Source organism: Nonomuraea sp. NPDC048882 (assembly GCF_040649755.1).
Classification (GTDB): Bacteria; Actinomycetota; Actinomycetes; order Streptosporangiales; family Streptosporangiaceae; genus Nonomuraea; species Nonomuraea maheshkhaliensis.
This window is the reverse complement of record NZ_JBEZGB010000015.1, coordinates 16,543-43,444: the sequence shown is the minus strand read 5'-3', so window position 1 is coordinate 43,444 and position 26,902 is coordinate 16,543. Positions and strand designations below refer to the sequence as shown.

Here is a 26,902-nt window from a genome sequence, read left to right as displayed (position 1 = left end):
CCCGGCCGGGCGGGCCCCTAGTCCGGCGGCGCCGCTACTGGCCGCCGAGGCCGGTCGTCGCGATGCCCTTGATGATCTGGCGCTGGAAGAACAGGAACACCACGATCAGCGGCAGCGCGGCCAGCACCGACTTGGCCATGTTCTCGGCGAAGACGACGCCGAAGCCGGTGGAGACCGTCTCCAGCCCGACCGGCAGCGTCATCAGGTCGGGATCGTTCGTCACGATGAACGGCCACAGGAAGTTGTTCCACGCGCCCACGAACGTGAAGATCGCCACCGCCGCGATGATCGGCCGCGACAGCGGCAGCACGATCCGCAGGAAGATGCGCAGCGACCCCGCCCCGTCCACCCGCGCGGCCTCCTCCAGCTCGCGCGGGATGCTGTCGAAGAACCGCTTGAGGATGAACACCATCACCGGCGCGACCACCTGCGGCAGGATGATCCCCCAGTAGGTGTCGACCATGTTGAAGGCGAGCATCTCGTCGAACAGCGGCACGATGAAGATCGTCCCGGGGACCATGATCGAGGCGACGGTGAGGCCCAGGAGCACCTTGCGGCCGGTGAAGTCCAGCCGCGAGAACGCGTACCCCGCCAGCGTGGAGATCACCAGCGTGATGATCGTGACCGCGGCGGCCACGAGGACGCTGTTGACCATCCAGGTGGGGATGCTGCCCAGCCGGAACAGGTTCGCGTAGATGTCCCAGGTGTAGCCGGTCTTGGGCAGGATCGTCACGGGGCTCGCGCCAGCGTCCGCCTCGGTCTTGAACGAGGTGTTCACCGCCCACAGGAACGGCGCCAGCATCAGCAGGCTGAACAGGGCCAATACCGCGAGGGCCACGGCACGCCCGGCGAAGCTGGTTCTCATGACTGGTCGGACCTCCGGGCGAACCGCAGCTGCAGCAGCGACAGAATCAGGATGATGGCGAAGAAGACGTACGAGATCGCCGAGGCGTAGCCGAGCCGGTAACCGGTGAAGCCGGTGTCGTAGACGTACATCAGGATCGAGCGGGTGGAGTTGTCGGGGCCGCCGGCCGTCATCTGGTAGATCTGGTCGAACACCTTCAGCGAGGCCAGCACCTGCAGCACGAGGATGAGCATGGTGATGTTGCGCAGCAGCGGCAGCGTGACGGAGAACAGCTGCCGCCACTTGCCCGCCCCGTCGATCGAGGCGGCCTCGTAGACCGTGGCGGGGATGTTCTGCAGCGCGGCCAGATAGAGCAGGAAGTTGAAGCCGAGCGTCCACCAGGTGGTGGCCACCGCGATGGCCGCCATGGCGAAGTCGGGGTCCTGCAGCCAGGACTGCCCCTCGATGCCGAACACGCCGAGCACCGCGTTGATCAGGCCGAGCTCGGGGTTGTAGATCCACTCCCAGAAGAGGCTGACCACGGTCGAGGCCAGCAGGTACGGCAGGAAGAACGCCATCCGCCACACCCACTGCCCCGGCAGCCCCATGTTGACCAGCAGCGCCGCCGCCAGGGCCAGCACGACCAGCGGGATCGTGGTCATCACGGTGAACAGCACGGTGTTGCCGAACGTGGTCCACACCATCGGGTCGGTGAGGGCCTCGGCGTAGTTGGCGAACCCGACCACCCGCGGCGAGGCGCCGGCGGCGAGGTCGCGGTCGGTGAAGCTCATCCACAGGCCGTACACCAGGGGCCACAGCAGGAAGAGGGCGAAGGCCACGAAGAACGGCAGCACGTACAGCAGGCCGCCCCGGCTCCTGGTCGTCTTCGCGCGGGTCGCGGCGGTCTTGCCCACGGCGCCCGGTTTGCTGAGGGTGGCCGACGTCATCGCTGCACCGCCTTGGACATGAGGACGCTGACTCTCTCGGCGAAAGCGGCGACGGCGTCCTTGACCGACGTCTGGCCGATCAGCACGTTCTGCACGATGCTGCCGAACTGGGTCATGAAGCTGGAGGCCGCCCCGGTGAAGGAGGACGGCGGGTCGTAGTGCAGGTACGTCGCGGTGACCGCGTAGTCCCTGTTCGGCCGCAGCGCCTTGAACTCCGGGCTGTTGACGACGGGCTGGTAGGCGGGGGTGTGCCCGGCGCCGCCCCAGGGCAGCGAGTTCTTCAGGATGGCGGCCACCGCCTGGTAGGCCAGCTCGCGCCGGTGCTCGTCCGGGTTGTCCTGGTGCGGCAGCACGAAGGTGTGCGAGTCGCCCCAGTTGGCGTTGACGCCGGTGCCGAACATGTTCGGGATGGGCATGGCGCCCAGCGGCACCTTGGCGTCCTGGTACTGCGGCAGCTCCCAGACGCCGGAGAAGACCAGTCCGGAGTCCCCGTTGAGGAAGGTGGAGCTGGCGGTGGCGTAGTCGGCGCTCTTGGAGGCCACGTCGCCGTCGACCAGGCTGCGCATCGCCTCGACCGACGCGCCGAACGCTTCGGCGTCGTAGACGAACTTGTCGCCGGTCAGGTCGAAGGTGGCGCCGTGCTGGGTGTACAAGGTCCAGAACAGCCGCCACACCTGGGCGCCGTCGCCGAGGAAGCCGTAGGACAGCCCGTACGGCTTGCCGGTGACCTTCTTGAACTCCCGGCCGAGGTTCTTCATGTCCTCCAGGGTCTTGATCTCCGGCAGCTTGTCGCCGGATTCGAGCACCCCGGCCTTGCCGGCCAGCTCGGTGTTGAAGAACGCCACGAACGTGTGCGAATCCAGGGCCAGGGCGAAGGTCTTGCCGTCGACCATGGAGCTCTTCCAGGCCGGGGCGGTGAACGACTGCTCCGTGATGCCGTAGCGGGCCAGCCGGTTCAGGTCCCAGGGGTCCAGCAGGCCGCCGGGCGCGTATCCGGCCAGGCGCGACATGTGCGCGATGCCCAGGTCGGGCGCCCGGCCGCCGGCGGCGGACATGGCGAGCTTGGTGTAGTAGGGGGCGCCCCAGGACAGGACGATCTGCTTGATATGCGCGTCCGGCAGTTCCGCGTCGGCTTTGTTCACGATCGCGTTCATGCGCTCGCCGTCACCGCCGGTGAGCAGATGCCAGAACGTGATCTCCTGCGAACTTCGGCTCGCGGGCCCCGTGCCGCAACCGGCCAGCAGCGCCGAGAGGCCTGCGGCTTGCAGCACCCTACGGCGGGAGAGCCGGATATTGGGCGACTTGCTCATTAGTGGTTCCTTGCAGAGGATCCGGCGGCCCGCACAGCGGTGGGTAGCCGGATGTTGGCTCCGGTTGGAGGGAGTGTGGCACACTCTGCTACGTAGCAAAAGGACTTGACTTCTCCCGAAACTTGCGAATTGTTAGGTTGTCTGATGAGCACCGTTCCCCTTGACGTGCCACGCCCGGAATATCCCCGCCCGCAGATGGTCCGCCCCGACTGGCTCACCCTCAACGGCCCCTGGCAGTTCGAGATCGACGCCTCGGACTCCGGCCTGGAGCGCGGACTGCGCGAACGCGAGCTCGCCGGCACCATCACCGTGCCCTTCGCGCCGGAGTCCGACCTGTCCGGGCTCGGGCACACCGACTTCATGGAGGCGGTGTGGTACCGCCGTACCGTGACGATCCCGGCCGCGTGGACGGGCCGCAGGACGCTGCTGCACTTCGGCGCCGTGGACCACGACGCGACGGTCTGGGTGAACGGCGTCGAGGTGGCCCGCCACCGCGGCGGCTTCTCCCCCTTCACCGCCGACCTGTCGGCCGCGGCCCGGCCCGGCGAGCAGGCCACGATCGTGGTCCGCGCCCGCGACTCCCGGCGCGGCCCGCAGGCGCGCGGCAAGCAGTCGGCCAGGTACCACAACTACGAGTGCCTCTACACCCGCACCACCGGCATCTGGCAGACGGTCTGGCTGGAGCCGGTCCCCGACGTGCACCTGCGCCGCCCGCGCATCACCCCTGACGTCGCCACCTCCTCCTTCACCGTCGTCACCCCGCTGTCCGGCAACCGCCCCGGCGACACGGTCCGCGTCACCGTCTCCGACGGCGCCGGAACCGTCGCCACCGCCACCACCCGCGCCGACGTCGACCTCGCCCCCTCACTGCGCGTCGAGCTGCCGGCCGACCGGGTACGCCTGTGGGAGCCGGGCGACGGCTTCCTCTACGACGTCACGATCGAACTGCTCGACGCCTCCGGCGCCGTCACCGACACCGTGGACAGCTACGCCGGGCTGCGCTCGATCGCCATCGACGGCAAGCGCGTGCTCATCAACGGCCGCCCCGTCTTCCAGCGGCTCGTCCTGGACCAGGGCTACTACCCCGACGGCCTCATGACCGCCCCCACCGACGCCGCGCTGCTGCGCGACATCGAACTGTCGGTGCAAGCCGGCTTCAACGGCGCCCGCCTGCACCAGAAGGTGTTCGAAGAGCGCTTCCTCTACCACGCCGACCGGCTGGGCTACCTGGTGTGGGGCGAGTTCGGCGACTGGGGCGCCCACGACGGCCGCGAGCAGCAGCCCTCCGCCTCCTTCATCACCCAGTGGCTGGAGGTCCTCGAACGCGACGTCTCCCACCCGTCGATCATCGGCTGGTGCCCGCTCAACGAGACCCGCCAGCCCATCCACGACCACCTCACCCAGCTCGACGACGTCACCCGCGGCATGTTCCTGGCCACCAAGCTCACCGACCCCACCCGCCCGGTCATCGACGCCTCCGGCTACAGCCACCGCGTCCCCGAGACCGACATCTACGACTCCCACAACTACGAGCAGGAACCCGCCGAGTTCGCCGGCCAGCTCAGCGGCCTGGCCAAGGACGAACCGTACGTCAACGACGAATCCGGGCAGGACATCTCCGTCCCCTACCGCGGCCAGCCGTACTTCGTCAGCGAGTACGGTGGCATCTGGTGGAACCCCGAGCTCGCCGGCACCACGCAGGACGCCGCCCGGGTCAGCTCCTGGGGGTACGGCCAGCGCGTGCGCAGCGAAGAGGAGTTCCACGCCCGCTTCGCCGGCCTGACCGACGCACTGCTGGACGATCCGGGCATGTTCGGCTACTGCTACACCCAGCTGACCGACGTGTTCCAGGAGGAGAACGGCATCTACCGCTTCGACCGGACGACCAAGCTCGACATCGAACGGGTCCGCGCCGTCCAGCTCCGCCAGGCCGCCTCGGAACGCACCTCCGGCTGACCCCGCGACCTCCCGCCCGGCCGCTCGTCCGGCCGGGCGCTCGGCCGGGCGCTCGGCCGGGCACCGAGTCTGTTGCGGGCCGGTCGCACGTTGCCAGGTTCACCGCCAGCGCCCGGCCGAGCGCGGCCCGGTCTTCCTCGTCCGCGCGTGACAGCGCTCTGGCCCCACCGTAGGCGATCAGCCCGTACAGGGGCGTCCACACCAGCGGGAACGCGCGGGCGGGCGGCTGCCAGGAGGGTTTGCTGAGCCGCCGGTACCAGGCGGAACCCGACGTGGTGGCCAGGCGGCGGCGGTGGCCGCGGTGGCCAGGGCGGTGGCGAGCAGGGTGGTGGCACGTGTCTTTTTCATGGCCGATGCCCCTACCCGCGCGCCCGCACCCCAGACGGCCGTCGCCCAACCCGCGCGCCCGCATCCCGGGACGGCTGCGGCACCGCTCGTCGCGACGCTCCAGCCGACACCGCTGGTCGCGGCGTTCCGGCACGGAGCGGAGGTCCGTCGGCGCGGGCGGGAGCGGAGGCCCGTCGACCCAGCCAGGAGCAGCGGTCCGTCGACGAACGGTCGCGTCATGCGTACGAGCCGGTGACATTCGCCCTGAAACATCGCAGCCATGACCAACAGCGCGCGCGATCAACGCGCCCTTCTCCGAACACCCGCCTCCCGCCTCGCCCAGGGAGCGCGATGACCGGGCACGACAGGGACCAGGACCACGCAGGCGGAATGGACACCGATTCCGTGCGAAAGGTCGGGCGGCGGCGGCTGCTCGGATGGGGCGGGCTGGCCGCCGGTGCGGTGGCGGCCGGCGGGCCGCTGGCGGGCGTCGTGCTCGGCAGCGCCCCCGCCACCGCGGCCGAGGCGTCAGCGGCCGAGGCATCAGCGGCAGGGGCATCAGCGGCAGGGGCGTCCTGGCAGGACCGGCTCCCGCCGGACACCCTCCCCGGCGGCGCCTACGACCGGTTCGTGGCGGAACTGGCCGCCCAGGACAGGTTCTCCGGCGTCGTGCTGCTGTCGTACCGGGGCCGGACGGTCCTGTCGCGCGCCCACGGCATGGCCGACAAGGAGAAGGGGATCCGCAATCACGAGAACGTCGCGTTCAACCTCTCCTCGGCGGGCGGGCCGTTCCTGCCCGTGGCCGTCCTGCAACTGGTGCAGCGGGGCCAGGTGAAACTCTCCGACACGGTGGGCACCCACCTGAACGGCCTGGCCGCCGACCTCGCCGCGCAGGTGAGCATCCACCACCTGCTCACCGGCATGTCCGGGATCGACGCGCCGGCACCGGACGTGCACCGGGTCTTCACCAGCCGGGAAGAGGTGCGCGAGTACCACCGGCAGTGGGCCGGGCAGGCGACGCTGAGGGCGGCCCCCGGCTCGAACGACGCCGCCAACGGCCACACCGCCGGCGGCGGCGCCGCCTCCGCCGTCACCGCGCAGATCGTGGAGGCCGTCACCGGCACGACGTACTGGGACTACATGCACGAGCACGTCTTCGCCCGCGCCGGCATGCGCGGCTCGGCGTACTACACCAGGACGCAGTGGCTCGCCGACGAGCGCATCGCCCACCCCTACATGCGCCAGCCGGACGGCGGCCGGGTGGACGGCGTCCGCAACCTGGACAAGGACAGCATGAGCCGGCAGGGGCCGGGCGAGAACCCGGGCCGCGCCTTCGTCGGCAACGTCTTCGCCACCGCGCCGGACCTGGCCAGGTTCGCCCACGCGCTGAGCGGCGGCACGGTGCTGGAGCCGCCCTATGCCGACCTCTACACCGGGGCCAAGCGCCCCGGCCCCGGCGACCGGCTCGGCAGCCCGTCCTTCGCCTCGTACGCCGGCCCGATCCGCATCAGCGGCGGCCAGTGGGAGTTCAACCGCGGCGGCGGCAGCGGCGGCATCTCCACGAGCTGGACCGTCTACCTGGACTCCGGCTGGACCGGCGTCGTCCTCAGCAACTACGACGAGTTGCCGGACTTCCTGGAGATCCTCCAGCGCCAGGACGAGGCCATCACCGGCCACCCGTCCAACCCGGGCGAAGGAGGAGGCGGAGGCTGACCCTCCGGGCGAGGGCCGAAGGGCAGGGCGGGAGCTGGCCCTCCGGAGGGCGGGCCGACTCGCCGGACGGAGCACCGGGCGGGGGCTGACCTGCCGGACGTCGGGCGGGGCGCGGCCGACTCGCCGGACGGAGCACCGGGCGGGAGCTGGCCTGCCGGACGAGGGGTGAAGGATCGGGCGGGGGCTGACCCCGATGAGGGATGGCCCAGGGGTTGAGGCGTGGGGCGGAGGGCTGAGGCGTCGGGGTCAGGTGAGGCCGGCGTCGTGGGCCAGGAGGGCGATCTGGGTGCGGTTGTCCAGGGCGAGCTTGGTCAGGATGCTGGACACGTGGGCCTTCACGGTCGTGACGCCCATGGTGAGGTCGGCGGCGATGTCGGCGTTCGTCCTGCCCTGGGCGATGGCCAGGGCCACCTCGTGCTCGCGCGGCGTGAGGGCCGCCAGGGCGGCGCGGGCGCGCTCGTAGGCGCCGGCCTGGGCGACGGTGCGCTCCATCAGCCGCCGGGTGATGCGCGGCGACAGGATCGGATCGCCCGCGGCGACCCGGGTGACCGCCTCCACGATCTGCGCCGGCGAGGTGTCCTTGAGCAGGAACCCGGCGGCGCCGGCGCGGAGCGCGTGCAGCACGTTCTCGTCGGTGTCGAACGTGGTCAGCACGATCACCTCGGGCGGCCGGGCACGGGCGCGCAGCCGGCGGGTCGCGGTGATGCCGTCGACGCGGGGCATGCGCAGGTCCATCAGGACGACGTCGGGCGCGTGGGCGTCGGTGGCGGTGATGGCCTCCTGGCCGTCGGCCGCCTCGGCGACCACGCTGATGCCGCCGGAGCCGTCGAGCATCATGGACAGCCCGGCACGGACCAGGGCGTCGTCGTCGACCAGAAGCACGCGGATCACCCGGGCCATGGTAGCCGGGCCCGCAGCAGGAACTCACCCCCGGTCTCCTGGTGGTCGAGCTGCCCGCCGGCCAGCCGGACCCGTTCGGTGAGCCCGACCAGGCCGAGTCCGCTGCCGGGCACGAGCGGGGCGGCGTCCGCCGGGGGCGCCGGGTTGCGCACGTCGATCTGCAGGGTGTCGCCGGGCGCGCCGCTCAGCGTCACCTCGACCGGCTCGCCGGGGGCGTGTTTGCGGGCGTTCGTCAGCCCTTCCTGGACGACCCGGTAGGCGGTCATGGACACGGCCGGCGGCAGGGCGGCGGTGTCGCCGGCCCGCTCGTCCAGTCGTACCGGCTGGCCCGCCTGGCGGGCGTCGGCGACGAGGTCGGGCAGGTCGGCCAGGCCCGGCCGGGGCGCGAGCTCGTCGGACTCGTCGTCCTGCTCGCGGAGCAGGCCGATCACCTGGCGCAGCTCCTCCAGCGCCTGGTGCACGCCCGCGCGGACCACGCCCGCGGCGGCGGCGAGCCGGTCGGGTGAGGAGTCGGGACGGTATTCCAGCGCCCCCGCGTGGGTGGCCACCAGGGACAGCCGGTGAGCCAGTACGTCGTGCATGTCCCTGGCCAGCCGCCGCCGTTCGGCCATGCGCGCCTCGGCCACCCGCCTGCCCTGCTCGGCCTCGGCGCGGCGGGCCCGTTCGCGCAAAGAGATGAGCAGGGCGCGGCGGGAGCGGGCCCACGAGCCCCAGCCGAGCAGCGCGCCGTAGGAGGCGCAGATGAGCAGCAGCCACCATGACAGCGAGATGCCGGAGTTGGGCCGCCACCACCCCTGCACCACATGAGCCGCCATGCCCGCGGCGGTCACCGCGGCCGCGACGGGAAACCGCCTGCGCAGCGACACCTGCAGCGCCCCCATGGTCGCCGCGGGGGTGGCCACCGGGGACAGCGTGGCCAGCACCGTGGCGACCAGCGCGCCGTGGACCGGCCACCACAGCTGGGCGAGTGCCGCGGCCAGGCTCACCACCGCGAGCGCCACGTCCAGCCCCCAGCTGGACCGGCCCGCCTGCCCCCACAGCGCCAGGGCGGTCAGCGCGCCCATGGCGAGGATCACGCCTGCCACGGCGAAGGGGTGCGGGCGTCGGCTCTGGCTCATCGGCCCAGGCTAACCGCCGGTACGGCGGGCCCATCACCTACCAAAGTCGGAGGCGTACCCCACCCGGGAAGGACACGGCGCGACCGTGCGCCCGATGTGCCGGGCAGGCCGGCGGGCGAGGCTTGGCGGCATGAACACCACCCCGAACTCCCAGCCGACCGCCGCCCAGTCCCCCACCCAGTCGCGCGCCCAGTCCCCCGCTCGGTCCCGTGTGGAGCGGCTGCTCACCGTGATCGGTGCCGCCGCGGCCGCTCTCGCCGTCTGGGCCCTGGCGGTCCCGGTGGCCGGAACCGACCTGAGCGCGCGGATGGGCGCCGGCCCGCAGCCGGTCGGGCCGGTGATGGTCGTGCTCGCGAGCCTGGCGGCCGGGCTGGCCGGCTGGGCGCTGCTCGCCGTGCTCGAACGCTTCACCGCCAAGGCCCGCCGGATCTGGACGATCACCGCCCTGGCCGTGCTCGCCCTGTCCCTGACCGGCCCCCTCGGCAGCGCCACCGGCACCGCCGCGACGCTGGTGCTGCTCCTGATGCACCTGGTCGTCGGCTCCGTCGTCGTCCTGGGCCTGACCCGGCGCTGAACGCCCCCCGCACGCGCCCTTCACCCACGCCACCCCCACAGGAGAGCTGACATGACAGTCCTCGCCCGAACGACCGACGTCACCCGCCGCTACGGCGACGTGCTCGCGCTCGACCACGTCTCACTCGACATCCGGGCGGGCGAACTGGTCGGCCTGCTTGGCCCCAACGGCGCCGGCAAGTCCACTCTGATCAACCTGTTCGCCGGGTTGCGCCGGCCTACGTCGGGCACGGTCGAGCTGTTCGGCGGCTCGCCGCTGAACCCGGTCATGCGGCGCGGCATCGGCGTCACGCCCCAGGAGACCGGGCTGCCCGAGTCGCTGCGCGTCGGCGAGATCACCCGCTTCGTCTCCGCGCACTTCCCCGACCCGGTCGGAACGACGGAGCTGCTGGCCAGGTTCGGCCTGGACGACCTGGCCAGGCGGCAGGTCGGCGGGCTGTCCGGCGGGCAGCGACGGCGGCTGGCCGTGGCGCTGGCGTTCGCCGGCCGGCCGAAGCTGGTGTTCCTCGACGAGCCGACCACCGGCCTGGACGTCGAGGCGCGGCGGGCGCTGTGGGACGGCATCAGGTCCTTCCACGCGGAGGGCGGCACCGTGCTGCTCACCAGCCACTACCTGGAGGAGATCGAGGCGCTGGCCGAGCGGGTCGTGGTCGTCGGCTCCGGCCGCCTCCTGGCCGACGACACCGTCGGCGCCGTACGCGGCCTGGTCGGCACCCGCCGCGTCTCCCTCGTCGCCGGCCACCTGCCCGAGCTGCCCGGCGTGCTCGCCACGGAACGCTCGGGCGACCGGTTCGACCTGGTCGTCAACGATCCCGACCGGCTGGTCGTGGAGCTGGTACGCAGCGGGGCGCCGTTCTCCGGCCTGGAGATCAGGCCCGCCACCCTGGAGGAAGCCCTCCTCGCCCTCACCTCGAAGACACCCGCGCATGCCTGACCCGGTCCCCGGCCTCACCCCGGAGAAGAACGCGCCCGCACGCCCGGCCCCGACCTCGCAGAAGAGCGCGCCCGCTCGCCCATCCCCCACCTCGGCGAAGAGCGCGCCCCCAGCCCCCGCCCCGAAGGAGACCTCGATGTCCAGCCTGGTCCTCGCCCACACCCGCTACCTGCTGATCGAGCAGATCAGGGTGCCGATCGCCATCCTGGCCAGCGCGTTCTTCCCGGCCATCTCGATGCTGGCGTTCGTGGTGCCGTTCGCGGGCCAGGACCCGGTGGCCGCCACGACGGCGACGGGCTCGCTGATGTTCTTCGGCGCCATGTCGGCCGCGCTCATCGGGCTCGGCACCTCGGTCTCGCAGGAGCGCGAGCTGCCCTGGAACCCGTACCTGCGCACCCTGCCCGCCGGCCCGCTCCCGCGGTTCGCCGGGCGGATCCTGTCCACGCTCGCCGTCATGCTCTTCTCGACGATCCCCGTGCTCGTGGTGGCGACGCTGTTCACGGAGGCCGCGATCACCCCGGCCCGGCTGCTGCTGGGGCTCGGCGCGCTGATCGCCGGGGTCGTGCCGTTCATGCTGATGGGGCTGTTCGTCGGCTTCAGGCTCGCTTCCAAGGCGGCCATGGCGGTGTCGCAGCTGCTGTTCTTCCCGATGGCCATCCTCGGCGGGCTGCTGCTCCCGCCCCAGGTGCTGCCGCAGTTCGTGCAGGACGTGTCCTCGTACGTGCCGACCAGGGGCGCGGCCGAGCTGATCTGGTGGGCCGTCGCCGACGCCCGGCCGAGCGCGATCTCGCTGGTCATGCTGGCCGGCTGGACCGTCGCCATGGCGGCCGCCGCCGCCTGGGCCTACCGCCGCGACGAGGGCCGCCGCTTCTCCTGACCGTCCGCCGCCTCACCGTCCGCCGCATGACCGGGCCTGTCCTCGGGCTCGTCCCCAGGCTGGGGCGCGGGCCGGGCGAGGTCGGCGAGGAGGTCGTCGAGCACGCGGTCCAGAGCCGCGTTGTTGGCCGGGGAGAACCAGGTGGTGCGCACGCGTTCGTTGCTCCCGTTCGGCGTCTCATGGTCGGCGGCCAGCTGCTGCAGCGACCGGCTCTCATCACCCAGCGCACGCCCGACGCCCTGGAACAGGCCGCGCACATAACGCGAGGCCACCTCGGCCGGAACGCCGTGACCGACGGCCCACGACGTGAGCGCGGCCAGATATCCGAAATGGGTGGTCAGCGTCCCCGTCAGGGCGGAGAACACGTTGAACGCCGCCTCGTCCCCGACCGGCAGCGTCCCGCCCAGGCGCGCGAAGAGGGCCTCCACCGCAGGATGGGCCGGGCACGTCACCGTGACGGAGTCGCGCTCACGAACGGCGGGCAACGGGATGGCCCGCACCAGCGGAGCACCGGTGCCCAGGATCCGGCGCAGCTCGTCGTCACCGACCCCGGCCATCAGGTTCACCACGATCGTGTCGTCGTCCACGCGCAGTCCCGCCAGCGCCTCGTGCCGGTCACGAGGACGCACAGCGATGATCACCAGCTCGGACCGGTCCACCACCTCCTGGTTACCGGCACACACCCGCACGTTGTCATCACGAGCGGACAACTCGGCGGCCGTACGGGCGCCACGGGGCGACAGGAACACCTCGAGCGGCTCACCGGCCCCCTCGCACAGGCCCGTCACGATGGCCCGGCCGATCTCCCCGACCCCGATGATGCCGACACGCCGCACGCTCACTGTCTCGCTCACGCCGCCCACCCTACGCAAACGCCCGCACCCGCCATCAGGCAGCACCGCAGCTCACCGGCTCAGCCCCGCACCGCACCCCAGCCAAAACTTAGCCCTTGCGCTAACCATCACCCATCCGCAACACTTAGCCGCATGGCACACCATTCGGCGCAGCTGGACGGCGTCTTCGTCGCCCTCGCCGACCCCACCCGCCGCGCCGTCGTCCGCCGCCTCGGCCACGGCCCCACCAGCGTCGGCGACCTCGCCCGCGAATTCCCCATGACCCTCCCCTCGTTCATGAAGCACGTACGAACCCTCGAAGCCAACGGACTCATCCACACCACGAAGTCCGGCCGGGTCCGCACCTGCGTGCTCAACCGCGAACGCCTCACCCTCCTCGGCGACTGGCTCGAAGAGCAGCGCCGCCTCTGGGAGGACCACACCGACCGCCTCGAACGATTCGTCACCGACCCACAGGAGAACACCCCGTGAACCCCGACCTCGACCTCACCGTGGAGCGCGTCATCCGCGCCCCCCGCACCACCGTCTGGAACGCCTGGACCGACCCCGCCCGCCTGGAACGGTGGTGGATCCCCGCCCCGCTGGCCTGCCGGGTCGACCGCCTCGACCCGCGACCGGGAGGCGCGTTCGTGACCCGCATGAGCGAAGGCGGCGCGGACTTCGCCCCCCACCTCGACGCCTGCTTCCTCGCCGTGGACGATCTCGAACGCATCGTCTTCACCAACGCCATCACCAGCGACTGGCGCCCCGCCCACCCGGCCCCCGTCGCCATGACCGCCACCATCACCTTCGCCGACCACCCCGACGGCACCGACTACCGCGTCCTCGTCCGCCACGGCGACCCCGAATCACGCGCCCACCACGACAAACTCGGCTTCGCCGACGGCTGGGGCACCGTCACCGCCCAACTGGCCGCACTCACCGAGGCCACCACACGATGAAGATCGCCCTGCTGCTCGGACGGCGCACCTACGAAGCCTTCGCCCGCGACCGGCCGAAGATCACCGCCTTCATCGACCAGAAACCCTCATAACCCCCGACCAGCCGGCGCCCCCGCTCACCGCGCCGCGTCCAGCACCGGCTTCACATCCACGACCGGCGTACCGTCCACCGCCTCCAGATCGGCCACCCGCACCCGCAACCCCTCGACCGCCAGCACCCGCACCCGATGCAACCCGACCGGATTCGGCCGATCGGCCGAACGCGTGCTGAACACCCCCGTCAACGGATTACGCACGTCATCACGCGGATGCACCGCGAGCACGGACCGATCGGCGAGATGCAGCCACGTCAGCACGAATACCTCGTCGCCCGCCGCCAGATCACCGATCCCCTCGGCCACCGCCGGATCGAACCGCAACCAGGCATCCGGCGCACCCTCCACCCCCTGCTTCGGAGCACCCCCCGGATCCGTCAGCGACGACTCCACGACCGCGACGGGACGAATCTCGAACGTCATGCACCACCCGTACCGGACAACGGCCCGACACGCCAGGGCCCCAAGGGCCGTCACGCCGGAGCGGGCTCCTGCGCACCGTCCCCCAACGCGCCGAAACGCCACTCACCCCGGCCGAGCAACTGCAGCTCATGCGTGTGATGCCGCTCCACCGTCGAACGATGACTCACACTCACCACGATCGTCTCCGGCAACTCCGTCCGCACCAGCCGATACAGCTCGAACTCCAACCCCTCGTCCAACGCCGACGTCGACTCGTCCATGAACACCACCTTCGGCCGCGTCAGCAGAATCCGCGCGAACGCGACCCGCTGCTGCTCCCCCGGCGACAACACCTTCGCCCAGTCCTGCACCTCGTCCAGCCGATCCACCAGATGCGGCAGCGACACCCGGTCCAGCACACCACGCAGCACCTCGTCACCGAACGCACCCTCACCACCCGGATAAGAGACCACCGCACGCAGATCGCCCAGCGGCACATACGGCAACTGCGACAGGAACATCGTCTCCTCCGGCCCGCACGGCCGCGTCAACGTACCGCTCGTGAACGGCCACAACTCCGCCAGACTCCGCAACAACGTCGTCTTCCCACTCCCCGACGGCCCCGTCACCACCAACGTGTCCCCCACCTCCAACCGCAGATCCAACGGCTTGATCAACTGCCGCCCATCAGGCGTGCGCACCTCCACATCCTTCAACGCCACCGCCCCATCGACACACGGCAACGTCGTCACCACCGGCAACGCCCGCGCCTCCTCATTCGCCACCACCAACCCGTGCAACCGGATGATCGCCGCCCGATACCCCGCGAACGCGTCGTAAGCATTACGGAAGAACGACAACCCGTTCTGAATCGCATTGAACGCCGACGCCGACTGCGTCAGATCACCCAGCCGCAACTCCCCCGCGAACAACCGCGGCGCCTGCAACACATACGGCAACGGCACGATGCTCTGACTGATCGCGTAATTCCAGCCGTTGAACCCGATCGTCCGGTTCAGATACCGCTTGTAATTCCGCACCACCGGCGCGAACAACCGCCGCAACCCCGACCGCTCGGCCACCTCACCCCGATAGAACGCCACCGCCTCCGCCGCATCCCGCAACCGCACCAGCGCATACCGGAACGCCGCGTTGGTCTTCTCGTTACGGAACGCCAGCCAGATGATCGGCCGCCCGATCCAGAACGCCACCACCGTCGCGATGACCACATAGACCAGACCGATCCAGAACATCGCCCGCGGAATATCCAAACCGAAGATCGACAACGTCCCCGACAGACTCCACAGAATCGCCGTGAACGACACCATCGACGCCACCGCCGAAATCCCCCCGAACAACAGCGTGTTGCCCGTCCCCCCATTGCTCGGCAGATTCGGCAACGGCCCGAAGCCGCCGGTCACCACATCGATGTCGGACTGGATCCGCTGATCCGGGTTGTCGATCGTGTCGTCGATGAACCGCGACCGGTAATACGCCCGGCCCTTCAGCCAATCCCCCGTCAGCCTGTCGGTCAGCCACACCCGCCACGCCAGCACGAACCGCTGCAACAGGAACAGATCCAGCAACAACCGGGCGATGTGTATCGCCGCCAGCACACAGAAGACCGCCAGCGAGGTCCAGAACCCGCCCTCACCGGACGCCCGCACCGCCGGCTCGTTCACGGCCATGCCCTGCACCGCCACCTGAAGGCTGGACAACATGTCATTGCCCTGATAACTGAACAGCACGTCCAGCCGGACACCGGCGATCACCGACAGCAGCAGGGCCGACAGCCAGAGCCAGGCCCTGACACTCCCGCGCCCGGTGAAGTAGTCGCCGGTGATGCGCCAGAACTGCCTGCCCCACTCCGTGAAGAACCCGACCAGCGCCAGGACCCCCAAGGTGCACACCGCCGCGATCACCCACGCCGTGGCGATCCACACCAGCGATGCCCAGACCTCGGAACTCCAGTCCAGCGTCGGGGTGAACAACTCCATTGGGGAAACGTATATGCACGGAGAGTGACGAGCACAGCGGAATGCTCAACTCACCGCAGGTGTCGCCCAGCCCCGGCATCACTCAGCGCACGCGGCCGGCGGGGGCTCGCGGCGCCCCCGCCGGCCGCTTTCGCGTCGCGACCGCTCTCGCGGATTGAGATGATCATCCGGTGTCGTCGACGAAATGGGTGGTCTTTTGAGGGGCGAAAAAGGGCAAACCGTAGAAATCGAGCGCCTTTACTTTGTAGATTTACGTCGTGCGACCGGGCGGCGGACGGAGCCGGTCCGGCCGCCGTCCCAGCGACTCATCAGGGAGACGGGTGTGGCCAGCCAGAGCAGAGGACGGCCGGGCTGGTTGCACGTCGGCGCGCTCGAACACCGCCTCACCCGCGCCTGGTTCCCCGGCACCTTCCCTCCGGCCGCCGTGCTGCTGGCGATCATGACGTTCAGCGCGGTGCCGCGCCCGCTGGGCACCCGCCTGGCCGCCCACCTCGACGGCGGGATCGTCGTCGGGCCCGGCGCCGTGCCGGACCTGCCCGGGTTCGAGGCGCTACGCGGGGTGCCCCTGCCGGTCCAGCAGGGCGGCTGGGAGCGCAGCGCCGGCGTCTACGACCCGCACCGGCGCCGCATCGGCGTGGGCAGCACGCCCTCCCCCTCCGTCAGCGTGGCCGGCCACGAGCTCGGGCACGCCACCGACCACCTGGACGGCATGCCGTCGCGGGGCGACACCTGGGCCAGGCTGCACGCCGTACGCGCCCGCCACCTGCCGCCGCCGTACCGCGAGGACGCCGCCGAGCTCTTCGCCGAGGCCTTCGCCTGCGTGCTCACCCGCCGGGCCCGCCGGCTGATCGGCCTGTTCGGCGACGAGCACGCCGCCCAGCAGGCCTACACCTGGCTGGCCGGCCGGTACGGGATCGGCTGATGGCCCGCCACTCCCCCACGTTCACGGGCCCGCGCTATGCTGAGCGGGGAAAGGTGACGTGCGAGACGGAAGGGATTCCCCTCATGACCGCCCTCATGCTGACCGGCGGAGTTCTTCGCGTCATCGAGCCGATCACCCTGCCCGACGGCACCCGCGTCGACTGCACCCGCGACATCACGCCCGGCGCCCCCGACTACGGAGACTGGCTGCCGTTCGCCGTCCCTGAAGAGGTGGCCTGGCGCGGCGACCTCGACGACGCGGCCATCCTCGACCGCTGGCGGTCGGCGGCCAGCGCCTGAGAGGGACGCGCGTCAGCGGCCCGGCGCCGCTCAAGCAAGCGGGCCGCTCGCCCAGCATCTCCAGCGCGCGAGCCGAACGTGAGCCGGGCTCGGCGTGCAGGAGCAGCACCTCCAGCCCGTCCGTGCCGGTCACGGCGAACTTCTCGACCATCAGCTCCAGGTCGCCGGCCCGGGGGTGCCGGATCGAGAACACGCCGGGACGAGCCGTGCGCACGTCGTGCCGCGCCCACAGCCGCCGGAACCGCTCGCTCTTGAGCGACAGCTCGCCGATCAGCGCGTGCAGGCGCCCGTCCTCGGGGTCGGCGCCGGCGCGCAGGTGGGCGACCACGTCGGCGGCGCGGCGCGAACCGACGCCACCGGCTGAGACCGTACGCTGGATGCTGACCTTGACGTCAGACGTGAGTGTCTGGCGGAGATCCCCTCTGGAAGGGACGGGCGATGCGGATCGGCGAGCTGGCGTCGCAGGCCGGGGTGAGTGTCCGGTCGCTGCGTTACTACGAGGAGCAGGGCCTGCTCAGCAGCACGCGCAGCGCCAGCGGGCAGCGCCGCTACACCGCCGAGGAGGTCGACCGGGTACGGCTCATCCAGCGGCTCTACGCGGCCGGGCTGTCCAGCCGGACGATCGCCGAGGTGCTGCCGTGCGTCGACTCGCCCAGTGAGAAGACCAGCGACGAGGCGTTCGAACGGCTGATGGAGGAGCGGGAGCGGATCGACCGGCACATGCGGGAGCTGGCCCAGGCTCGCCAGGCCCTCGACGTGATCATCGACATCAACCGCGCGCATCGGAAGCTGAAGGCCGGCGTCTCTCCCCTGTGATCCGCGTTCCCTCGGTCTGACGCGCCCCGGTCTATGCGCGCGGCTCGTCCAGGACGGCCTGCAGCAGCCGCCAGGAGTCCATGATGTGGTCCTGGACCAGGATGCGGGCGGCCGGGCCGTTGCGTACGGCGAGCGCCTGGCGGATCGCCTCGTGCTGGCGCAGGTTGATCTCGTAGAGCCGGTCGGCGGGCGAGCCGGGGGCCCACAGGGCCTCGCCGGAGAAGACCCGCCGCAGGCCGGCGATCAGCCGCTCGAACAGGGGCGCGCCCGCGGCTCTGATGATCGTGGTGTGGAAGTCCTCGTTGGCGGCGATCCAGGCGAACGAGGCCCGTTCCCGCTCGATCGCCGGCGCCCCGGGGTCGCGCAAGACGGCGGTCTGGCGGCCGAACTCGGCGTTGGCCGCGTCCAGCTCGGCGAGTTGCGCGTCCGTCAGGCGTCGCGCGGCCAGCTCGGCGGCGGCGCCCTCCAGCGCGGCCCTGGCGAGGAACGTCTGCGTCCATTCGTCACGGTCGAGCGCCCGCACCCGTACGCCCCTGTTGGGCGTGAACGACACCAGGCCCACCGCCGCGAGCTGCCGCAGCGCCTCCCTGATCGGGGTGCGGCTGACGCCGAAGCGGCGCGACAGCTCGTCCTGGCGCAGCACCGTGCCGGGCGCGAGTCGGCCGGCGATGATCAGCTCCTCGATGGCCTGCGCGATCTGGTCGGCCTTCGTGGTGACCGCCACATCGCCGGCTCCGCCCGACGGCACCGTCTGCGGGCCGAGGTCAGGCTCCGGAGGCTCCCCGCCGGCGTCCGTCCGCGTCCGGTCCGCCGTCACGCGCCGCTCTCCGTTCATCGCCGTGCCTCCGATCGGGGTCGGGCTGAGGTCACGATACTGAATTCTCGGATCCCATATTTCCCGCTTTACACGACGAATGTGGACGATCTAGGCTCAATCATGCCTTTTCGGATCCGATGAGGAGGGCCGGATGCGGACAGCCGAGGTCGTGATCATCGGTGGCGGCTGCGTCGGAACCAGCGTCGCCTACCATCTGGCCGCGTCCGGGTGCACGGACGTCGTCCTGCTGGAGGCGGACGCGCTGGGCTCAGGCTCGACCGGCAAGGCCGCGGGAGGAATCCGGCTGCAGCACGCCGACGAGCTCAACTCCCTGCTCGTACGCCGCTCGCTGGCGGAGTTCCTGCGCTTCGAGGAGCTCACCGGCGTACCGATCGGCTTCAAGCAGGTGGGCTACCTGTTCGTGCTCAGCTCGACCGCCGACCTCGACGCCTTCCGCCGGGCGGTACGCGTCCAGCAGGGCCTCGGCATCCCGAGCGAGATGGTGGACGTGGCGGCGGTGCGCGAGTTCGTCCCGCAACTGGCCACGGACGACCTCGTCGGCGCCACGTTCTGCCCGAGCGAGGGGTACGCGACGCCGGAGGCGGTGGTGCAGGGCTACGCGACGGCGGCGCGGCGGCTCGGCGTCCGCATCGAGACCGGGCGCGCGGTCACCGCCATCCGCGCCGAGAACGGCAGGGTCACCGGCGTCGACACCGCCGAAGGGCCGATCGCGGCCCCCACCGTCATCTGCGCCGCCGGGGTGCACTCGGCCGGGCTCGCGAGCGGCATCGGGATCGAGCTTCCGGTACGCGGCGAGGCCCGCGCGATGCACTACACCGGCCGCGACGGCGGCGTCCCCGGCTCGGCCCCGCTCACCGTGGACTTCGCGTCGGGGTTCTACTTCCACCGCGAGGGCCCGGGGATGGTCTTCGGCGGCCGGCAGCGCGAGCTCGAAGACCTCGGCGAGCCCGCGACCAGACGGCTGCCCGTGCTGGCCGGGCTGCCGATCGAGTCGTCGTGGTGGGGCTACTACGACATGAGCCCCGACCACAACGCGATGATCGGCTCAGGCCCGGTGGACGGCTTCCACTACGCGACCGGGTTCTCCGGCCACGGCTTCCAGCAGTCGCCGGCCGTCGGCGAGCACCTCGCGCAACGGGTGCTCGGCCTGCCCGTGAGCCTGGACCTGTCGCCGTTCTCCGCCGGGCGGTTCGGCGCGGGCGCCGTACGTCCCGAGAAGTTCGTGATCTGAGCAGTGGAAGAGGAGCGTCGATGATCGCCAGAGCCTGGAAGGCGTCCGCCACCCCTGAGGGGGCACGCCGCTACGCCGAGCACGCCGACGGCGCCGCCCTCCACTTCACCGTGACGGAGGGCCGGGTCGCATGAGTGGCGGAGCGGGGCGGCTCGCGGGCCGGGTGGCGATCGTCACCGGCGCCGCACACGGGATCGGCCGCGCCATCGCCGGCGGGTTCGCCGCCGAGGGGGCCGCCGTCGTCATCGCGGACCTCGACGGCGCCGCCGCGGAGAAGGCCGCCGCCGAGGTCGTCGCGGCGGGCGGCACGGCCGTCGGGCTCGGCGCGGACGTCGGCCGTGCCGCGGACGTGGACCGGCTCTTCGACGCCACGCTCTCCGCCCACGGCGCCCTCGACATCCTGGTCAACAACGCCGGCGACGTGACCGTTCAGCGGCACTTCCTGGACTCCGACGAGGAGTGGTGGGACCACTTCCTGGACACCAACCTCAAGAGCCAGTACCTGTGCGGCCGGCGCGCCGCCGCCGTGATGGCGCCCCGGCGGGCGGGCAGCATCATCAACATGTCCAGCGGCGGGGCCACCCGGGCGCACCGGGGCATGGTCGCGTACGACGCCTCCAAGGGGGGCGTGGAGGGACTCACCCGGTCGATGGCGCTCGACCTCGGCCCGTACGGGATCCGCGTCAACGCGCTCGTTCCCGGGCTGATCGCGACGAGGCCGGCCCACTTCGAGCCGGAGGCGCGGCGGCTGCGTGACGAGACCGTCCCGCTCGGGCGGGGCGGGGTGGCGGAGGACCTGGTCGGGCCGGCCGTCTTCCTCGCCGGGGACGAGTCCGCGTACGTCACCGGCGCGACGCTCGTGGTGGACGGCGGAGTGCTCGTGCAGCAGCGCAGCCCTCAGGTGGAGACGTTCCCCGTCGGACGTTTCCCCGGGCTGGCCTGAGCCGGACGACCGAGGAGCGGCAGCCAGACCTCGTCCACGATCTCGGTGATCGTCTCGTCCGGCACGGGGCGCATCGTCAGCAGCAGGTCGTGGCGTAGCAGGTCGAGCGGCAGGTTCAGCACGCGGGGCGAGCGCGGCTCGTCCGGCAGCTCACCGCGTTCGACCGCGCGGGCGACGATCGTCTCGAACGCGCTCGGCAGGCCCGGCGGGAGGAGGGTGTCGCGCAGCTCGCCGAGGCTCGTTCCCGTGTCGCGGAAGTACTCCTCCAACTGCACGCTCATCAGCGTGATCATGCCCGCGCGGTCGGCGTCGGCGTTGCGCAGGAAGCCGATCGCGTCCTCGCGCAGGCTGCCGGTGTCGGGCACGTCGATCAGCCGCCAGAACTTGCTGAGCGTGGCCAGCAGCAGGTCCTGGCGCCGGGGCCAGCGCCGGTAGAGCACGGGGCGGCTGGTGCCGGCGCGGGCGGCGATGGCCTCGTAGGTGAAGCCGTGGTAGCCGTGCTCGGTCAGCACCTCCCCTGCGGCGTCGAGGATCGCGTCCTCCAGCTTCGCACCGCGCCGCCGCGTCGCACCGCCGTCCCGCGACGAGCCTTCGGACGGCGGACGGGTGCGGTTGAGATTCACTTGCGTATCTTATCGCGGTGATCTACGGTGACCACCATTAGATACAGTCGCGTACTTTATGAGAAAGCGGGACATGCTGATGGCAGCCGACAGCTCGGCGAGCGTGAGCACTATGGCGATGCGGCGGATCCTGCCGGTGGACCTGGTGGAGCGGGGGCGCTGTCCGTTCGATCCGCCGCCGGGCCTGCGCGGTCAGGGCGCGGTGCGGCCGGTGGACCTGCTCAACGGCACGCGGGCGTGGCTGGTGACGGGGTTCGACGAGGCTCGTACGGTGCTGTCGGACGCGCGGTTCAGCGCCGACAAGCTCCGTCACCACGACGCGACCTCGCCCAGGCCGCCCGCGCCGGCCGGGACGGGGACGGCGGCGCGCGAGGACGGGATGTTCGTGTTCATGGACCCGCCCGAGCACACCTGGCTGCGGCGGGCGCTGACGGGCCAGTTCACGGTGCGGCGGATGCGGCGGCTGGAGTCGCGGGTCAGGGAGATCGCGGTCGAGCACGTCGAGGCGATGCGGGCGGCGGGCCCGCAGGCCGACCTGGTGCCGGCGTTCGCGCTGCCGCTGCCGTCGCTGGTCATCTGCGAGCTGCTGGGGGTGGACTACGCCGACCGCGCGGAGTTCCAGGAGCGCACGGCGGTGGCGCTCAACGCGAGCGCGACCCCGGAGGAGCAGGGCGCGGCGCGGGCCGGGCTGTACGCGTTCATGCGCCGCCTCGTCGCGCTCAAGCGCGCCGACCCCGCCGACCCCGCCGTCGACCTGCTGTCCGGACTGGTCCACGACGCCGACCCGCCCCTCACGGACAGGCAGCTGACCGACATCGCGCTCGGCCTGCTCAACGCGGGCCACGAGACCACCGCGAACATGCTGAGCCTGAGCACGTTCGCGCTGCTTGAGCACCCGGTTCGGCTCGCGGAGCTGCGGGCCGACCCCGGCCTGATCGACGGCGCGGTGGAGGAGCTGCTGCGTTACCTGTCGATCATCCAGCTCGGCGTCAGCCGGGTCACCACCGAGCCGGTGACGCTGGGCGGGGTGGAGCTTCCGGCCGGCGCGACGGTCGTGATCGCCACGCCGGAGGTGAACAGGGACCCACGGCAGTGGTCCGATCCCGACGTGCTCGACCTGCGCCGCCCGCGTGCCGCGCACCTGGCGTTCGGGCACGGGGTGCACCAGTGCCTGGGGCAGCAGCTGGCCAGGATCGAGCTGCGGATCGGGCTGGGCGAGCTGATCACCCGCCTGCCTGGCCTGCGGCTGGCGGTGCCGGCCGAGCAGGTGCCGGTACGCGACGAGATGCTGATCTTCGGCGTGCGCTCGCTGCCGGTCACCTGGTCCTGACCGGCCCGAGCCGGCGGCGAGGTCGTGACCGGCCGGGTCGCGGGGCGTCAGCCGGTGAGCTGGGGGATGACCTTCTCGCCGAACAGCCGGATCGCGGCGAGCACCTCGTCGGGGGGCAGGCCGCCGATGTCGATCAGCACCAGGTGCGCGTCGAGCCCGAGCAGCTTCTGCTGGGCGTTGAGCCGGTCGGCCACCTCGCTGGGTTCGCCGCAGATCGCCGCGCCCTCCATCAGCGCGTCGACGTCGATCGCCCGGCCGTCGCCGCGCCACGGGCTGGCGAACGACGCGTACGCCTGGTCGACCATGGCGCGGACGCGCTCGGGCTCGGAGGGCGCGCGACCGGTGCGTGGATCCGGCAGGTGATCCCCGAGGATCAGCAGGTAGACCTCCACAAGGCGTGACTCTACCCACGGGCGGCTTCGGCGCGGCTTCGTCGGCACTCAGGTGAGCATCCGCACTGAGGCGAGCCTCCGCGCCGAGGGAGCCACTGAGATGAGATCGGCTCATGTTCGGTCTTGATGCGGCGTCCCAGGCGGTGGATGCTGGCGGCAACCCCGGTACCGCAGGCTGGGAGGTCGTCCCGTGCTCCTCCACCTCACCCGAAGGGCGGCCGCGGCCGTCCTCGTGCTGTCCAGCGTCCTGATCGCGCCGCCCACCGCACACGCAGCCGTCCCGACGAACGCCGCTCCCACGAGCGCTCCCGTGAGCGGGTTCGTGGACGGTCACAGTCATCTCTTCTCGTACGAGGCCTTCGGCGGCAGGCTCTTGTGCGGCAAGCCGTTCGACCCCGGCGGCATCGAGGCGGCCCTGACCGACTGCCCCGACCACTACCCCAACGGCGAGCTGGCCTGGTTCGAGAACTTCACCCGCACCGGCTCCCCCACCGGCACCCACGACCCGACCGGCTGGCCTACGTTCCGCGACTGGCCGGCGCACGACTCGCTGACCCACCAGCAGACGTACTACACGTGGGTCGAGCGGGCCTGGCGGGGCGGGCTGCGGGTGCTGGTCAACCATCTGGTGGCCAACCGACAGCTGTGCGCCATCTATCCGCTGCGCAGGTACGGCTGCGACGAGATGTCCGCCATCAGGCGGCAGGCCCAGCGCGCCCGCGAGCTGCAGGACCACATCGACGCCGAAGCCGGCGGGCCCGGTCTGGGCTGGTTCCGCATCGTGGCCGATCCGGCCGAGGCCCGGCGGGTGATCGGGGCGGGCAAGCTCGCCGTCGTGCTCGGGGTCGAGACCTCGGAGCCGTTCGGCTGCCGGCAGGTCCTCGGGATCCCCGCGTGCACGCGGGCCCAGATCGACCGCGGGCTCGACGAGCTGCACGCGCTCGGCGTGCGCAGCATGTTCGTCTGCCACAAGTACGACAACGCGCTGTGCGGCGTCCGGTTCGACTCCGGCACCCAGGGCGCCGTCGTCAACGTCGGCAACCTGCTCGCCACCGGCTCGTTCTGGCAGGCCCGCACCTGCACCGGACCCGAGCACGACAACACCATCGACCCGGCCGGCGTGCTCCCGTCGCAGATCGCGCGGCTGCTGCCCCCTGGCGTCTCCCTGCCGCTCTATCCCCCGGCGCCGCACTGCAACACCCGGGGGCTGACCGCGCTGGGCGAGTACACGGTGCGGGGCATGATGCGGCGCGGCATGCTCGTCGAGGTCGACCACATGAGCGTCAAGGCCGCCGACCGCACGCTCGACCTGCTGGAGGCGGCGGGCTATCCGGGCGTGGTCTCCTCCCACAGCTGGTCGGACCCGGCGTTCCTGGCGCGCATCTACGCGCTGGGCGGCATGGTCACGCAGTACGGCCACGACGCCGAGCACTTCGTCGCGGAGTGGCGGCGCACGGCGCCGCTGCGGCAGCAGTACCAGGTGCCGGGGTACGGCTACGGCCTGGACGCCAACGGCCTGGGCCGGCTGCCCGCGCCGCGTCCTGGCAACGCCGCGAACCCGGTGACGTACCCGTTCACCTCCCACGACGGCTCCCAGATCATGGACCGGTTGCGGACCGGGCAGCGCACCTGGGACGTCAACGTGGACGGCGTGGCCAACTACGGCCTGGTCCCGGACTGGATCGAGGACATGCGCCTGCTGGCCGGCCCTGACCTGGTGCGGGACCTGGCGGCGGGCGCCGAGTCGTACCTGCGCACGTGGGAGGGGGCCGCCGGCGCTGACGCGCTTACGTGACCGCCGGCGCCCCTGACCGCCCCTGACCGGTTCAGCTGAAAGCCGCCGGTCAGGGGCGGTCAGGACGCCCGTGTCGCGGGATTTGCTTGAGTAAGCCATTGTTCGCTCATGCCAGCGAACACGCCGCCGCGTGAGCCCGGCCGGACCTTCACGGAGGTCGGGCGCCGGGCGCAGATCGTGGCCGCCGCGATCGAGACGATCGCCGATCTGGGGTACACCGTACCTCGTTCGCCCAGATCGCCAAGCGCGCGGGCCTGTCCAGCACGGGCCTGATCTCGTACCACTTCGCGAGCAAGGCCGAGCTGTTCGAGCAGGCTGTGCTGCAGATCTACGGCGAGATCACCGCGTTCATGACCCAGCGGATGGAAGGGCACACGACGGCCTCGGCCGCCCTGCGCGCCTACATCGAGGGAAACGTCGAGTTCTCCGCGACGCACCCGGTGCAGATGAAGGCGTTGCTCGACATCTTCGTCAACGGCGGCATCGACTACGACGAGTCGAAGGAGCGCACCGCCGTGTCGCCCCTGGAGCAGATCCTGCGCTGGGGGCAGGAGTCGGGCGAGTTCCGCGGCTTCGACGTCCGGGTGATGGCGACGAGCGTGCAGCGTTCGGTCGAGGGGCCGAACTTCCTGCTCGCCGGCGACGCGACGCTCGATCTGCGGGCCTACGCCCGGGAGCTGGTGACTTTGTTCGAGCGGCCACCCGCGCGGACACCTGACCGGGCGGTCAACCCCTACGCCCAGCTCTTCGGCGTCCGCGACCGGCTCGCCGGTCGTGCGCCTGTCCTCCGGGCGCGTCCGCGGCCTCGACCAGGGCGCGGTCCGTACGTTCTCCGGCATCCGTTACGCGCAGCCGCCGGTCGGCCGCCTGCGCTGGGCACCGCCCAAGGCCCCCGAGCCGTGGCCCGGCGTGGCCGACGCCACCAAGCCCGGCGCCGCCTGCCCCCAGGCGCAGCTCCCCGGCGTGCCCCCGACCAGTGAGGACTGCCTGTACCTCAACGTCACCATGCCGCGTGACACCGGCGGCAGGCGGCTGCCCGTGATGGTGTGGCTCCACGGCGGCGGGTTCACCACCGGAGCCGGCAGCCAATACGACGCCAAGCGCCTGGCCACGCAGGGCGACGTCATCGTGGTGACGGTGAACTACCGGCTCGGCGTGTTCGGCTACTTCGGGCACGAGGAGCTGGCGGGCTCGGGCACGTTCGCCATGGCCGACCAGATCGCCGCGCTGCGCTGGACGCGGCGCAACGCCGCCGCGCTGCGGAAGGGAACGTTCCACCGGGTGCCGGTGATCTCCGGCGGCACCCGCGACGAGATGCGTTCCTTCATCGGCGGCGCGATCATGGCCGGCCAGAAGTTCACCCCCGAGCGCTACCCTGAGCTGCTGCGCGAGGCGTTCGGCGAGAAGGCGGCGGCGATGGCGGCCCGTTATCCGCTCTCCGCGTACGCCTCGCCGGCGCTGGCGTGGGCGGCCGTGATCACCGACGGGGCCTGGGCCTGCCCCACGCTGGAGGGCGACCGGCTGCTCGCCCGCCGCGCCGACGTCTACGCCTACGAGTTCGGCGACCCCGACGCGCCGAACGTCAACGGCATCGAGGTCCCCGGCTTCCCCCTGGGCGCGACCCACGCCACGGATCTGCCGTCCCTGTTCGACCTGGGCGGCGTGTACGCCCTCCCGACGCCGGCGCAGCAGCGGCTCGGCGCGCGCATGGTCGGCTACTGGACCGCGTTCGCCAGGACCGGCGACCCCAACGTGAAGGATGCGCCGCGCTGGTCCCGCTTCACCGGGCAGGGGCCCGTGCTGAGCCTGGTGCCGGACGCCGTCAAGCCCGTCGGTTACACCGCCGATCACCAGTGCGCCTTCTGGAGGTCGATCGCCTGACCTCGCGCGGCCGCCGCCCTCCCCTGGCCCGGCCTCGGCGGCGG

At 71.6% G+C, this 26,902-nt stretch carries 26 protein-coding genes and 3 pseudogenes; 16 read left to right on the top strand and 13 right to left on the bottom strand.

Annotated elements, in window-relative coordinates:
- Positions 1–34: 34 nt before the first annotated feature.
- Genes AB0C27_RS41345 through AB0C27_RS41335 form a run of 3 tightly spaced genes read right to left on the bottom strand, consistent with a single transcriptional unit; the run spans position 35 to position 3,101 of the window.
- On the bottom strand, positions 35–865 hold the full coding sequence (locus AB0C27_RS41345) for a carbohydrate ABC transporter permease (RefSeq protein WP_357856477.1): 831 nt from the start codon (positions 863–865) through the stop codon (positions 35–37).
- Positions 862–1,791 (bottom strand): sugar ABC transporter permease, encoded by a 930-nt coding sequence (locus AB0C27_RS41340; RefSeq protein ID WP_357856474.1) that lies wholly within the window; start codon positions 1,789–1,791, stop codon positions 862–864. The genes AB0C27_RS41345 and AB0C27_RS41340 overlap by 4 nt, the downstream gene beginning before the upstream one ends.
- Positions 1,788–3,101: an extracellular solute-binding protein gene (locus AB0C27_RS41335; RefSeq protein WP_357856471.1), complete on the bottom strand. Its 1,314-nt coding sequence runs from the start codon at positions 3,099–3,101 to the stop codon at positions 1,788–1,790. The genes AB0C27_RS41340 and AB0C27_RS41335 overlap by 4 nt, the downstream gene beginning before the upstream one ends.
- 144 nt (positions 3,102–3,245) lie before the next feature.
- Here AB0C27_RS41335 and AB0C27_RS41330 point away from each other — a divergent pair, with 144 nt between their 5' ends.
- Complete coding sequence (locus tag AB0C27_RS41330) at positions 3,246–5,057, top strand: sugar-binding domain-containing protein (RefSeq protein ID WP_357856468.1); 1,812 nt, start codon at positions 3,246–3,248, stop codon at positions 5,055–5,057.
- A gap of 130 nt (positions 5,058–5,187) precedes the next feature.
- Here the strand turns inward: AB0C27_RS41330 and AB0C27_RS41325 are convergent.
- Positions 5,188–5,469 (bottom strand): annotated as a pseudogene (locus AB0C27_RS41325) (TspO/MBR family protein); the annotation flags it as partial.
- Positions 5,470–5,735: 266 nt separating this feature from the next.
- Between AB0C27_RS41325 and AB0C27_RS41320 the strand changes: the two are divergent.
- Positions 5,736–7,097: a serine hydrolase domain-containing protein gene (locus AB0C27_RS41320; protein WP_357856465.1), complete on the top strand. Its 1,362-nt coding sequence runs from the start codon at positions 5,736–5,738 to the stop codon at positions 7,095–7,097.
- 246 nt (positions 7,098–7,343) lie between these two features.
- On the opposite strand, the gene AB0C27_RS41315 is transcribed toward AB0C27_RS41320, so the two are convergent.
- Both AB0C27_RS41315 and AB0C27_RS41310 read right to left on the bottom strand, forming a co-directional pair.
- The gene (locus tag AB0C27_RS41315) at positions 7,344–7,997 is read right to left on the bottom strand and encodes a response regulator transcription factor (protein ID WP_346114238.1); all 654 of its coding nucleotides are present in this window, start codon (positions 7,995–7,997) and stop codon (positions 7,344–7,346) included.
- Positions 7,985–9,115 carry a histidine kinase gene (locus AB0C27_RS41310; protein WP_357856461.1) on the bottom strand — a complete coding sequence of 377 codons (1,131 nt, stop codon included), beginning with the start codon at positions 9,113–9,115 and terminating at the stop codon, positions 7,985–7,987. Before AB0C27_RS41310 ends, AB0C27_RS41315 begins: the two co-directional genes overlap by 13 nt.
- Before the next feature lie 130 nt (positions 9,116–9,245).
- Between AB0C27_RS41310 and AB0C27_RS41305 the strand changes: the two genes are divergently transcribed.
- The 3 genes from AB0C27_RS41305 (at position 9,246) to AB0C27_RS41295 (ending at position 11,499) form a co-directional block, all read left to right on the top strand.
- On the top strand, positions 9,246–9,689 hold the full coding sequence (locus tag AB0C27_RS41305) for a DUF6069 family protein (RefSeq protein ID WP_357856458.1): 444 nt from the start codon (positions 9,246–9,248) through the stop codon (positions 9,687–9,689).
- Between the two features lie 51 nt (positions 9,690–9,740).
- Entirely contained in the window at positions 9,741–10,622 is an 882-nt protein-coding gene (locus tag AB0C27_RS41300; protein WP_357856455.1) for an ABC transporter ATP-binding protein, read from the top strand.
- 136 nt (positions 10,623–10,758) lie between these two features.
- Positions 10,759–11,499 carry an ABC transporter permease gene (locus tag AB0C27_RS41295; protein WP_357856452.1) on the top strand — a complete coding sequence of 247 codons (741 nt, stop codon included), beginning with the start codon at positions 10,759–10,761 and terminating at the stop codon, positions 11,497–11,499.
- Here AB0C27_RS41295 and AB0C27_RS41290 read toward each other — a convergent pair.
- Positions 11,466–12,353, bottom strand: a complete 888-nt coding sequence (locus AB0C27_RS41290) for an NAD(P)-binding domain-containing protein (RefSeq protein ID WP_357856450.1) — start codon at positions 12,351–12,353, stop codon at positions 11,466–11,468. The two genes, AB0C27_RS41295 and AB0C27_RS41290, sit on opposite strands and share 34 nt — an antisense overlap.
- A 132-nt stretch (positions 12,354–12,485) precedes the next feature.
- On the opposite strand from AB0C27_RS41290, the gene AB0C27_RS41285 reads away from it, so the two are divergent.
- Positions 12,486–12,824 carry a metalloregulator ArsR/SmtB family transcription factor gene (locus AB0C27_RS41285; RefSeq protein WP_357856447.1) on the top strand — a complete coding sequence of 113 codons (339 nt, stop codon included), beginning with the start codon at positions 12,486–12,488 and terminating at the stop codon, positions 12,822–12,824.
- The gene (locus tag AB0C27_RS41280) at positions 12,821–13,294 is read left to right on the top strand and encodes an SRPBCC domain-containing protein (RefSeq protein ID WP_357856444.1); all 474 of its coding nucleotides are present in this window, start codon (positions 12,821–12,823) and stop codon (positions 13,292–13,294) included. Before AB0C27_RS41285 ends, AB0C27_RS41280 begins: the two co-directional genes overlap by 4 nt.
- A 116-nt stretch (positions 13,295–13,410) precedes the next feature.
- On the opposite strand, the gene tsaA is transcribed toward AB0C27_RS41280, so the two are convergent.
- Together tsaA and AB0C27_RS41270 are read right to left on the bottom strand one after the other, a co-directional pair.
- A complete protein-coding gene (gene tsaA / locus AB0C27_RS41275) occupies positions 13,411–13,812 on the bottom strand; it encodes a tRNA (N6-threonylcarbamoyladenosine(37)-N6)-methyltransferase TrmO (protein WP_357856441.1) in 402 nt (133 codons plus the stop codon).
- 50 nt (positions 13,813–13,862) lie between these two features.
- A complete protein-coding gene (locus AB0C27_RS41270; protein ID WP_357856438.1) occupies positions 13,863–15,788 on the bottom strand; it encodes an ABC transporter ATP-binding protein/permease in 1,926 nt (641 codons plus the stop codon).
- A gap of 322 nt (positions 15,789–16,110) precedes the next feature.
- Between AB0C27_RS41270 and AB0C27_RS41265 the strand changes: the two genes are divergently transcribed.
- Together AB0C27_RS41265 and AB0C27_RS41260 are read left to right on the top strand one after the other, a co-directional pair.
- A complete protein-coding gene (locus tag AB0C27_RS41265) occupies positions 16,111–16,710 on the top strand; it encodes a hypothetical protein (protein ID WP_357856435.1) in 600 nt (199 codons plus the stop codon).
- A gap of 83 nt (positions 16,711–16,793) precedes the next feature.
- Entirely contained in the window at positions 16,794–17,009 is a 216-nt protein-coding gene (locus AB0C27_RS41260; RefSeq protein WP_346114556.1) for a hypothetical protein, read from the top strand.
- Positions 17,010–17,121: 112 nt separating this feature from the next.
- Here the strand turns inward: AB0C27_RS41260 and AB0C27_RS41255 are convergent.
- A pseudogene (locus tag AB0C27_RS41255) lies at positions 17,122–17,337 on the bottom strand (transcriptional regulator); the annotation flags it as partial.
- A 110-nt stretch (positions 17,338–17,447) separates the two neighbouring features.
- Between AB0C27_RS41255 and AB0C27_RS41250 the strand changes: the two are divergent.
- Positions 17,448–17,825: a MerR family transcriptional regulator gene (locus AB0C27_RS41250; protein ID WP_357856432.1), complete on the top strand. Its 378-nt coding sequence runs from the start codon at positions 17,448–17,450 to the stop codon at positions 17,823–17,825.
- A gap of 31 nt (positions 17,826–17,856) precedes the next feature.
- Here the strand turns inward: AB0C27_RS41250 and AB0C27_RS41245 are convergent, their stop codons facing one another.
- A complete protein-coding gene (locus AB0C27_RS41245; RefSeq protein ID WP_357856429.1) occupies positions 17,857–18,660 on the bottom strand; it encodes a GntR family transcriptional regulator in 804 nt (267 codons plus the stop codon).
- 133 nt (positions 18,661–18,793) lie between these two features.
- On the opposite strand from AB0C27_RS41245, the gene AB0C27_RS41240 reads away from it, so the two are divergent.
- Together AB0C27_RS41240 and AB0C27_RS41235 are read left to right on the top strand one after the other, a co-directional pair.
- Complete coding sequence (locus AB0C27_RS41240) at positions 18,794–19,894, top strand: FAD-binding oxidoreductase (RefSeq protein WP_357856426.1); 1,101 nt, start codon at positions 18,794–18,796, stop codon at positions 19,892–19,894.
- Between the two features lie 130 nt (positions 19,895–20,024).
- A complete protein-coding gene (locus tag AB0C27_RS41235) occupies positions 20,025–20,837 on the top strand; it encodes a glucose 1-dehydrogenase (RefSeq protein ID WP_357856423.1) in 813 nt (270 codons plus the stop codon).
- On the opposite strand, the gene AB0C27_RS41230 is transcribed toward AB0C27_RS41235, so the two are convergent.
- Positions 20,792–21,460 (bottom strand): TetR/AcrR family transcriptional regulator, encoded by a 669-nt coding sequence (locus AB0C27_RS41230; protein WP_357856420.1) that lies wholly within the window; start codon positions 21,458–21,460, stop codon positions 20,792–20,794. The two genes, AB0C27_RS41235 and AB0C27_RS41230, sit on opposite strands and share 46 nt — an antisense overlap.
- A 58-nt stretch (positions 21,461–21,518) precedes the next feature.
- Between AB0C27_RS41230 and AB0C27_RS41225 the strand changes: the two genes are divergently transcribed.
- Positions 21,519–22,790, top strand: a complete 1,272-nt coding sequence (locus tag AB0C27_RS41225) for a cytochrome P450 (protein WP_357856417.1) — start codon at positions 21,519–21,521, stop codon at positions 22,788–22,790.
- A gap of 47 nt (positions 22,791–22,837) precedes the next feature.
- On the opposite strand, the gene AB0C27_RS41220 is transcribed toward AB0C27_RS41225, so the two are convergent.
- Complete coding sequence (locus AB0C27_RS41220; protein ID WP_357856414.1) at positions 22,838–23,182, bottom strand: hypothetical protein; 345 nt, start codon at positions 23,180–23,182, stop codon at positions 22,838–22,840.
- A gap of 190 nt (positions 23,183–23,372) precedes the next feature.
- On the opposite strand from AB0C27_RS41220, the gene AB0C27_RS41215 reads away from it, so the two are divergent.
- The 3 genes and pseudogenes from AB0C27_RS41215 (at position 23,373) to AB0C27_RS41205 (ending at position 26,858) form a co-directional block, all read left to right on the top strand.
- On the top strand, positions 23,373–24,977 hold the full coding sequence (locus AB0C27_RS41215; protein WP_357856411.1) for a Coagulation factor 5/8 type domain-containing protein: 1,605 nt from the start codon (positions 23,373–23,375) through the stop codon (positions 24,975–24,977).
- 221 nt (positions 24,978–25,198) lie between these two features.
- Positions 25,199–25,279 (top strand): annotated as a pseudogene (locus AB0C27_RS41210) (TetR family transcriptional regulator); the annotation flags it as partial.
- A 472-nt stretch (positions 25,280–25,751) separates the two neighbouring features.
- Positions 25,752–26,858 (top strand): carboxylesterase family protein, encoded by a 1,107-nt coding sequence (locus AB0C27_RS41205; protein WP_357856408.1) that lies wholly within the window; start codon positions 25,752–25,754, stop codon positions 26,856–26,858.
- Positions 26,859–26,902 lie beyond the last annotated feature (44 nt).

What these genes read in the sequence shown, in the direction of transcription:
- AB0C27_RS41345 (WP_357856477.1), bottom strand. Translation starts at nt 865, where the DNA reads ATGAGAACCAGCTTCGCCGGGCGTGCCGTGGCCCTCGCGGTATTGGCC.
- AB0C27_RS41340 (WP_357856474.1), bottom strand. Translation starts at nt 1,791, where the DNA reads ATGACGTCGGCCACCCTCAGCAAACCGGGCGCCGTGGGCAAGACCGCC.
- AB0C27_RS41335 (WP_357856471.1), bottom strand. Translation starts at nt 3,101, where the DNA reads ATGAGCAAGTCGCCCAATATCCGGCTCTCCCGCCGTAGGGTGCTGCAA.
- AB0C27_RS41330 (WP_357856468.1), top strand. Translation starts at nt 3,246, where the DNA reads ATGAGCACCGTTCCCCTTGACGTGCCACGCCCGGAATATCCCCGCCCG.
- AB0C27_RS41320 (WP_357856465.1), top strand. Translation starts at nt 5,736, where the DNA reads ATGACCGGGCACGACAGGGACCAGGACCACGCAGGCGGAATGGACACC.
- AB0C27_RS41315 (WP_346114238.1), bottom strand. Translation starts at nt 7,997, where the DNA reads ATGGCCCGGGTGATCCGCGTGCTTCTGGTCGACGACGACGCCCTGGTC.
- AB0C27_RS41310 (WP_357856461.1), bottom strand. Translation starts at nt 9,115, where the DNA reads ATGAGCCAGAGCCGACGCCCGCACCCCTTCGCCGTGGCAGGCGTGATC.
- AB0C27_RS41305 (WP_357856458.1), top strand. Translation starts at nt 9,246, where the DNA reads ATGAACACCACCCCGAACTCCCAGCCGACCGCCGCCCAGTCCCCCACC.
- AB0C27_RS41300 (WP_357856455.1), top strand. Translation starts at nt 9,741, where the DNA reads ATGACAGTCCTCGCCCGAACGACCGACGTCACCCGCCGCTACGGCGAC.
- AB0C27_RS41295 (WP_357856452.1), top strand. Translation starts at nt 10,759, where the DNA reads ATGTCCAGCCTGGTCCTCGCCCACACCCGCTACCTGCTGATCGAGCAG.
- AB0C27_RS41285 (WP_357856447.1), top strand. Translation starts at nt 12,486, where the DNA reads ATGGCACACCATTCGGCGCAGCTGGACGGCGTCTTCGTCGCCCTCGCC.
- tsaA (WP_357856441.1), bottom strand. Translation starts at nt 13,812, where the DNA reads ATGACGTTCGAGATTCGTCCCGTCGCGGTCGTGGAGTCGTCGCTGACG.
- AB0C27_RS41270 (WP_357856438.1), bottom strand. Translation starts at nt 15,788, where the DNA reads ATGGAGTTGTTCACCCCGACGCTGGACTGGAGTTCCGAGGTCTGGGCA.
- AB0C27_RS41260 (WP_346114556.1), top strand. Translation starts at nt 16,794, where the DNA reads ATGACCGCCCTCATGCTGACCGGCGGAGTTCTTCGCGTCATCGAGCCG.
- AB0C27_RS41250 (WP_357856432.1), top strand. Translation starts at nt 17,448, where the DNA reads ATGCGGATCGGCGAGCTGGCGTCGCAGGCCGGGGTGAGTGTCCGGTCG.
- AB0C27_RS41245 (WP_357856429.1), bottom strand. Translation starts at nt 18,660, where the DNA reads ATGAACGGAGAGCGGCGCGTGACGGCGGACCGGACGCGGACGGACGCC.
- AB0C27_RS41240 (WP_357856426.1), top strand. Translation starts at nt 18,794, where the DNA reads ATGCGGACAGCCGAGGTCGTGATCATCGGTGGCGGCTGCGTCGGAACC.
- AB0C27_RS41235 (WP_357856423.1), top strand. Translation starts at nt 20,025, where the DNA reads ATGAGTGGCGGAGCGGGGCGGCTCGCGGGCCGGGTGGCGATCGTCACC.
- AB0C27_RS41225 (WP_357856417.1), top strand. Translation starts at nt 21,519, where the DNA reads ATGAGAAAGCGGGACATGCTGATGGCAGCCGACAGCTCGGCGAGCGTG.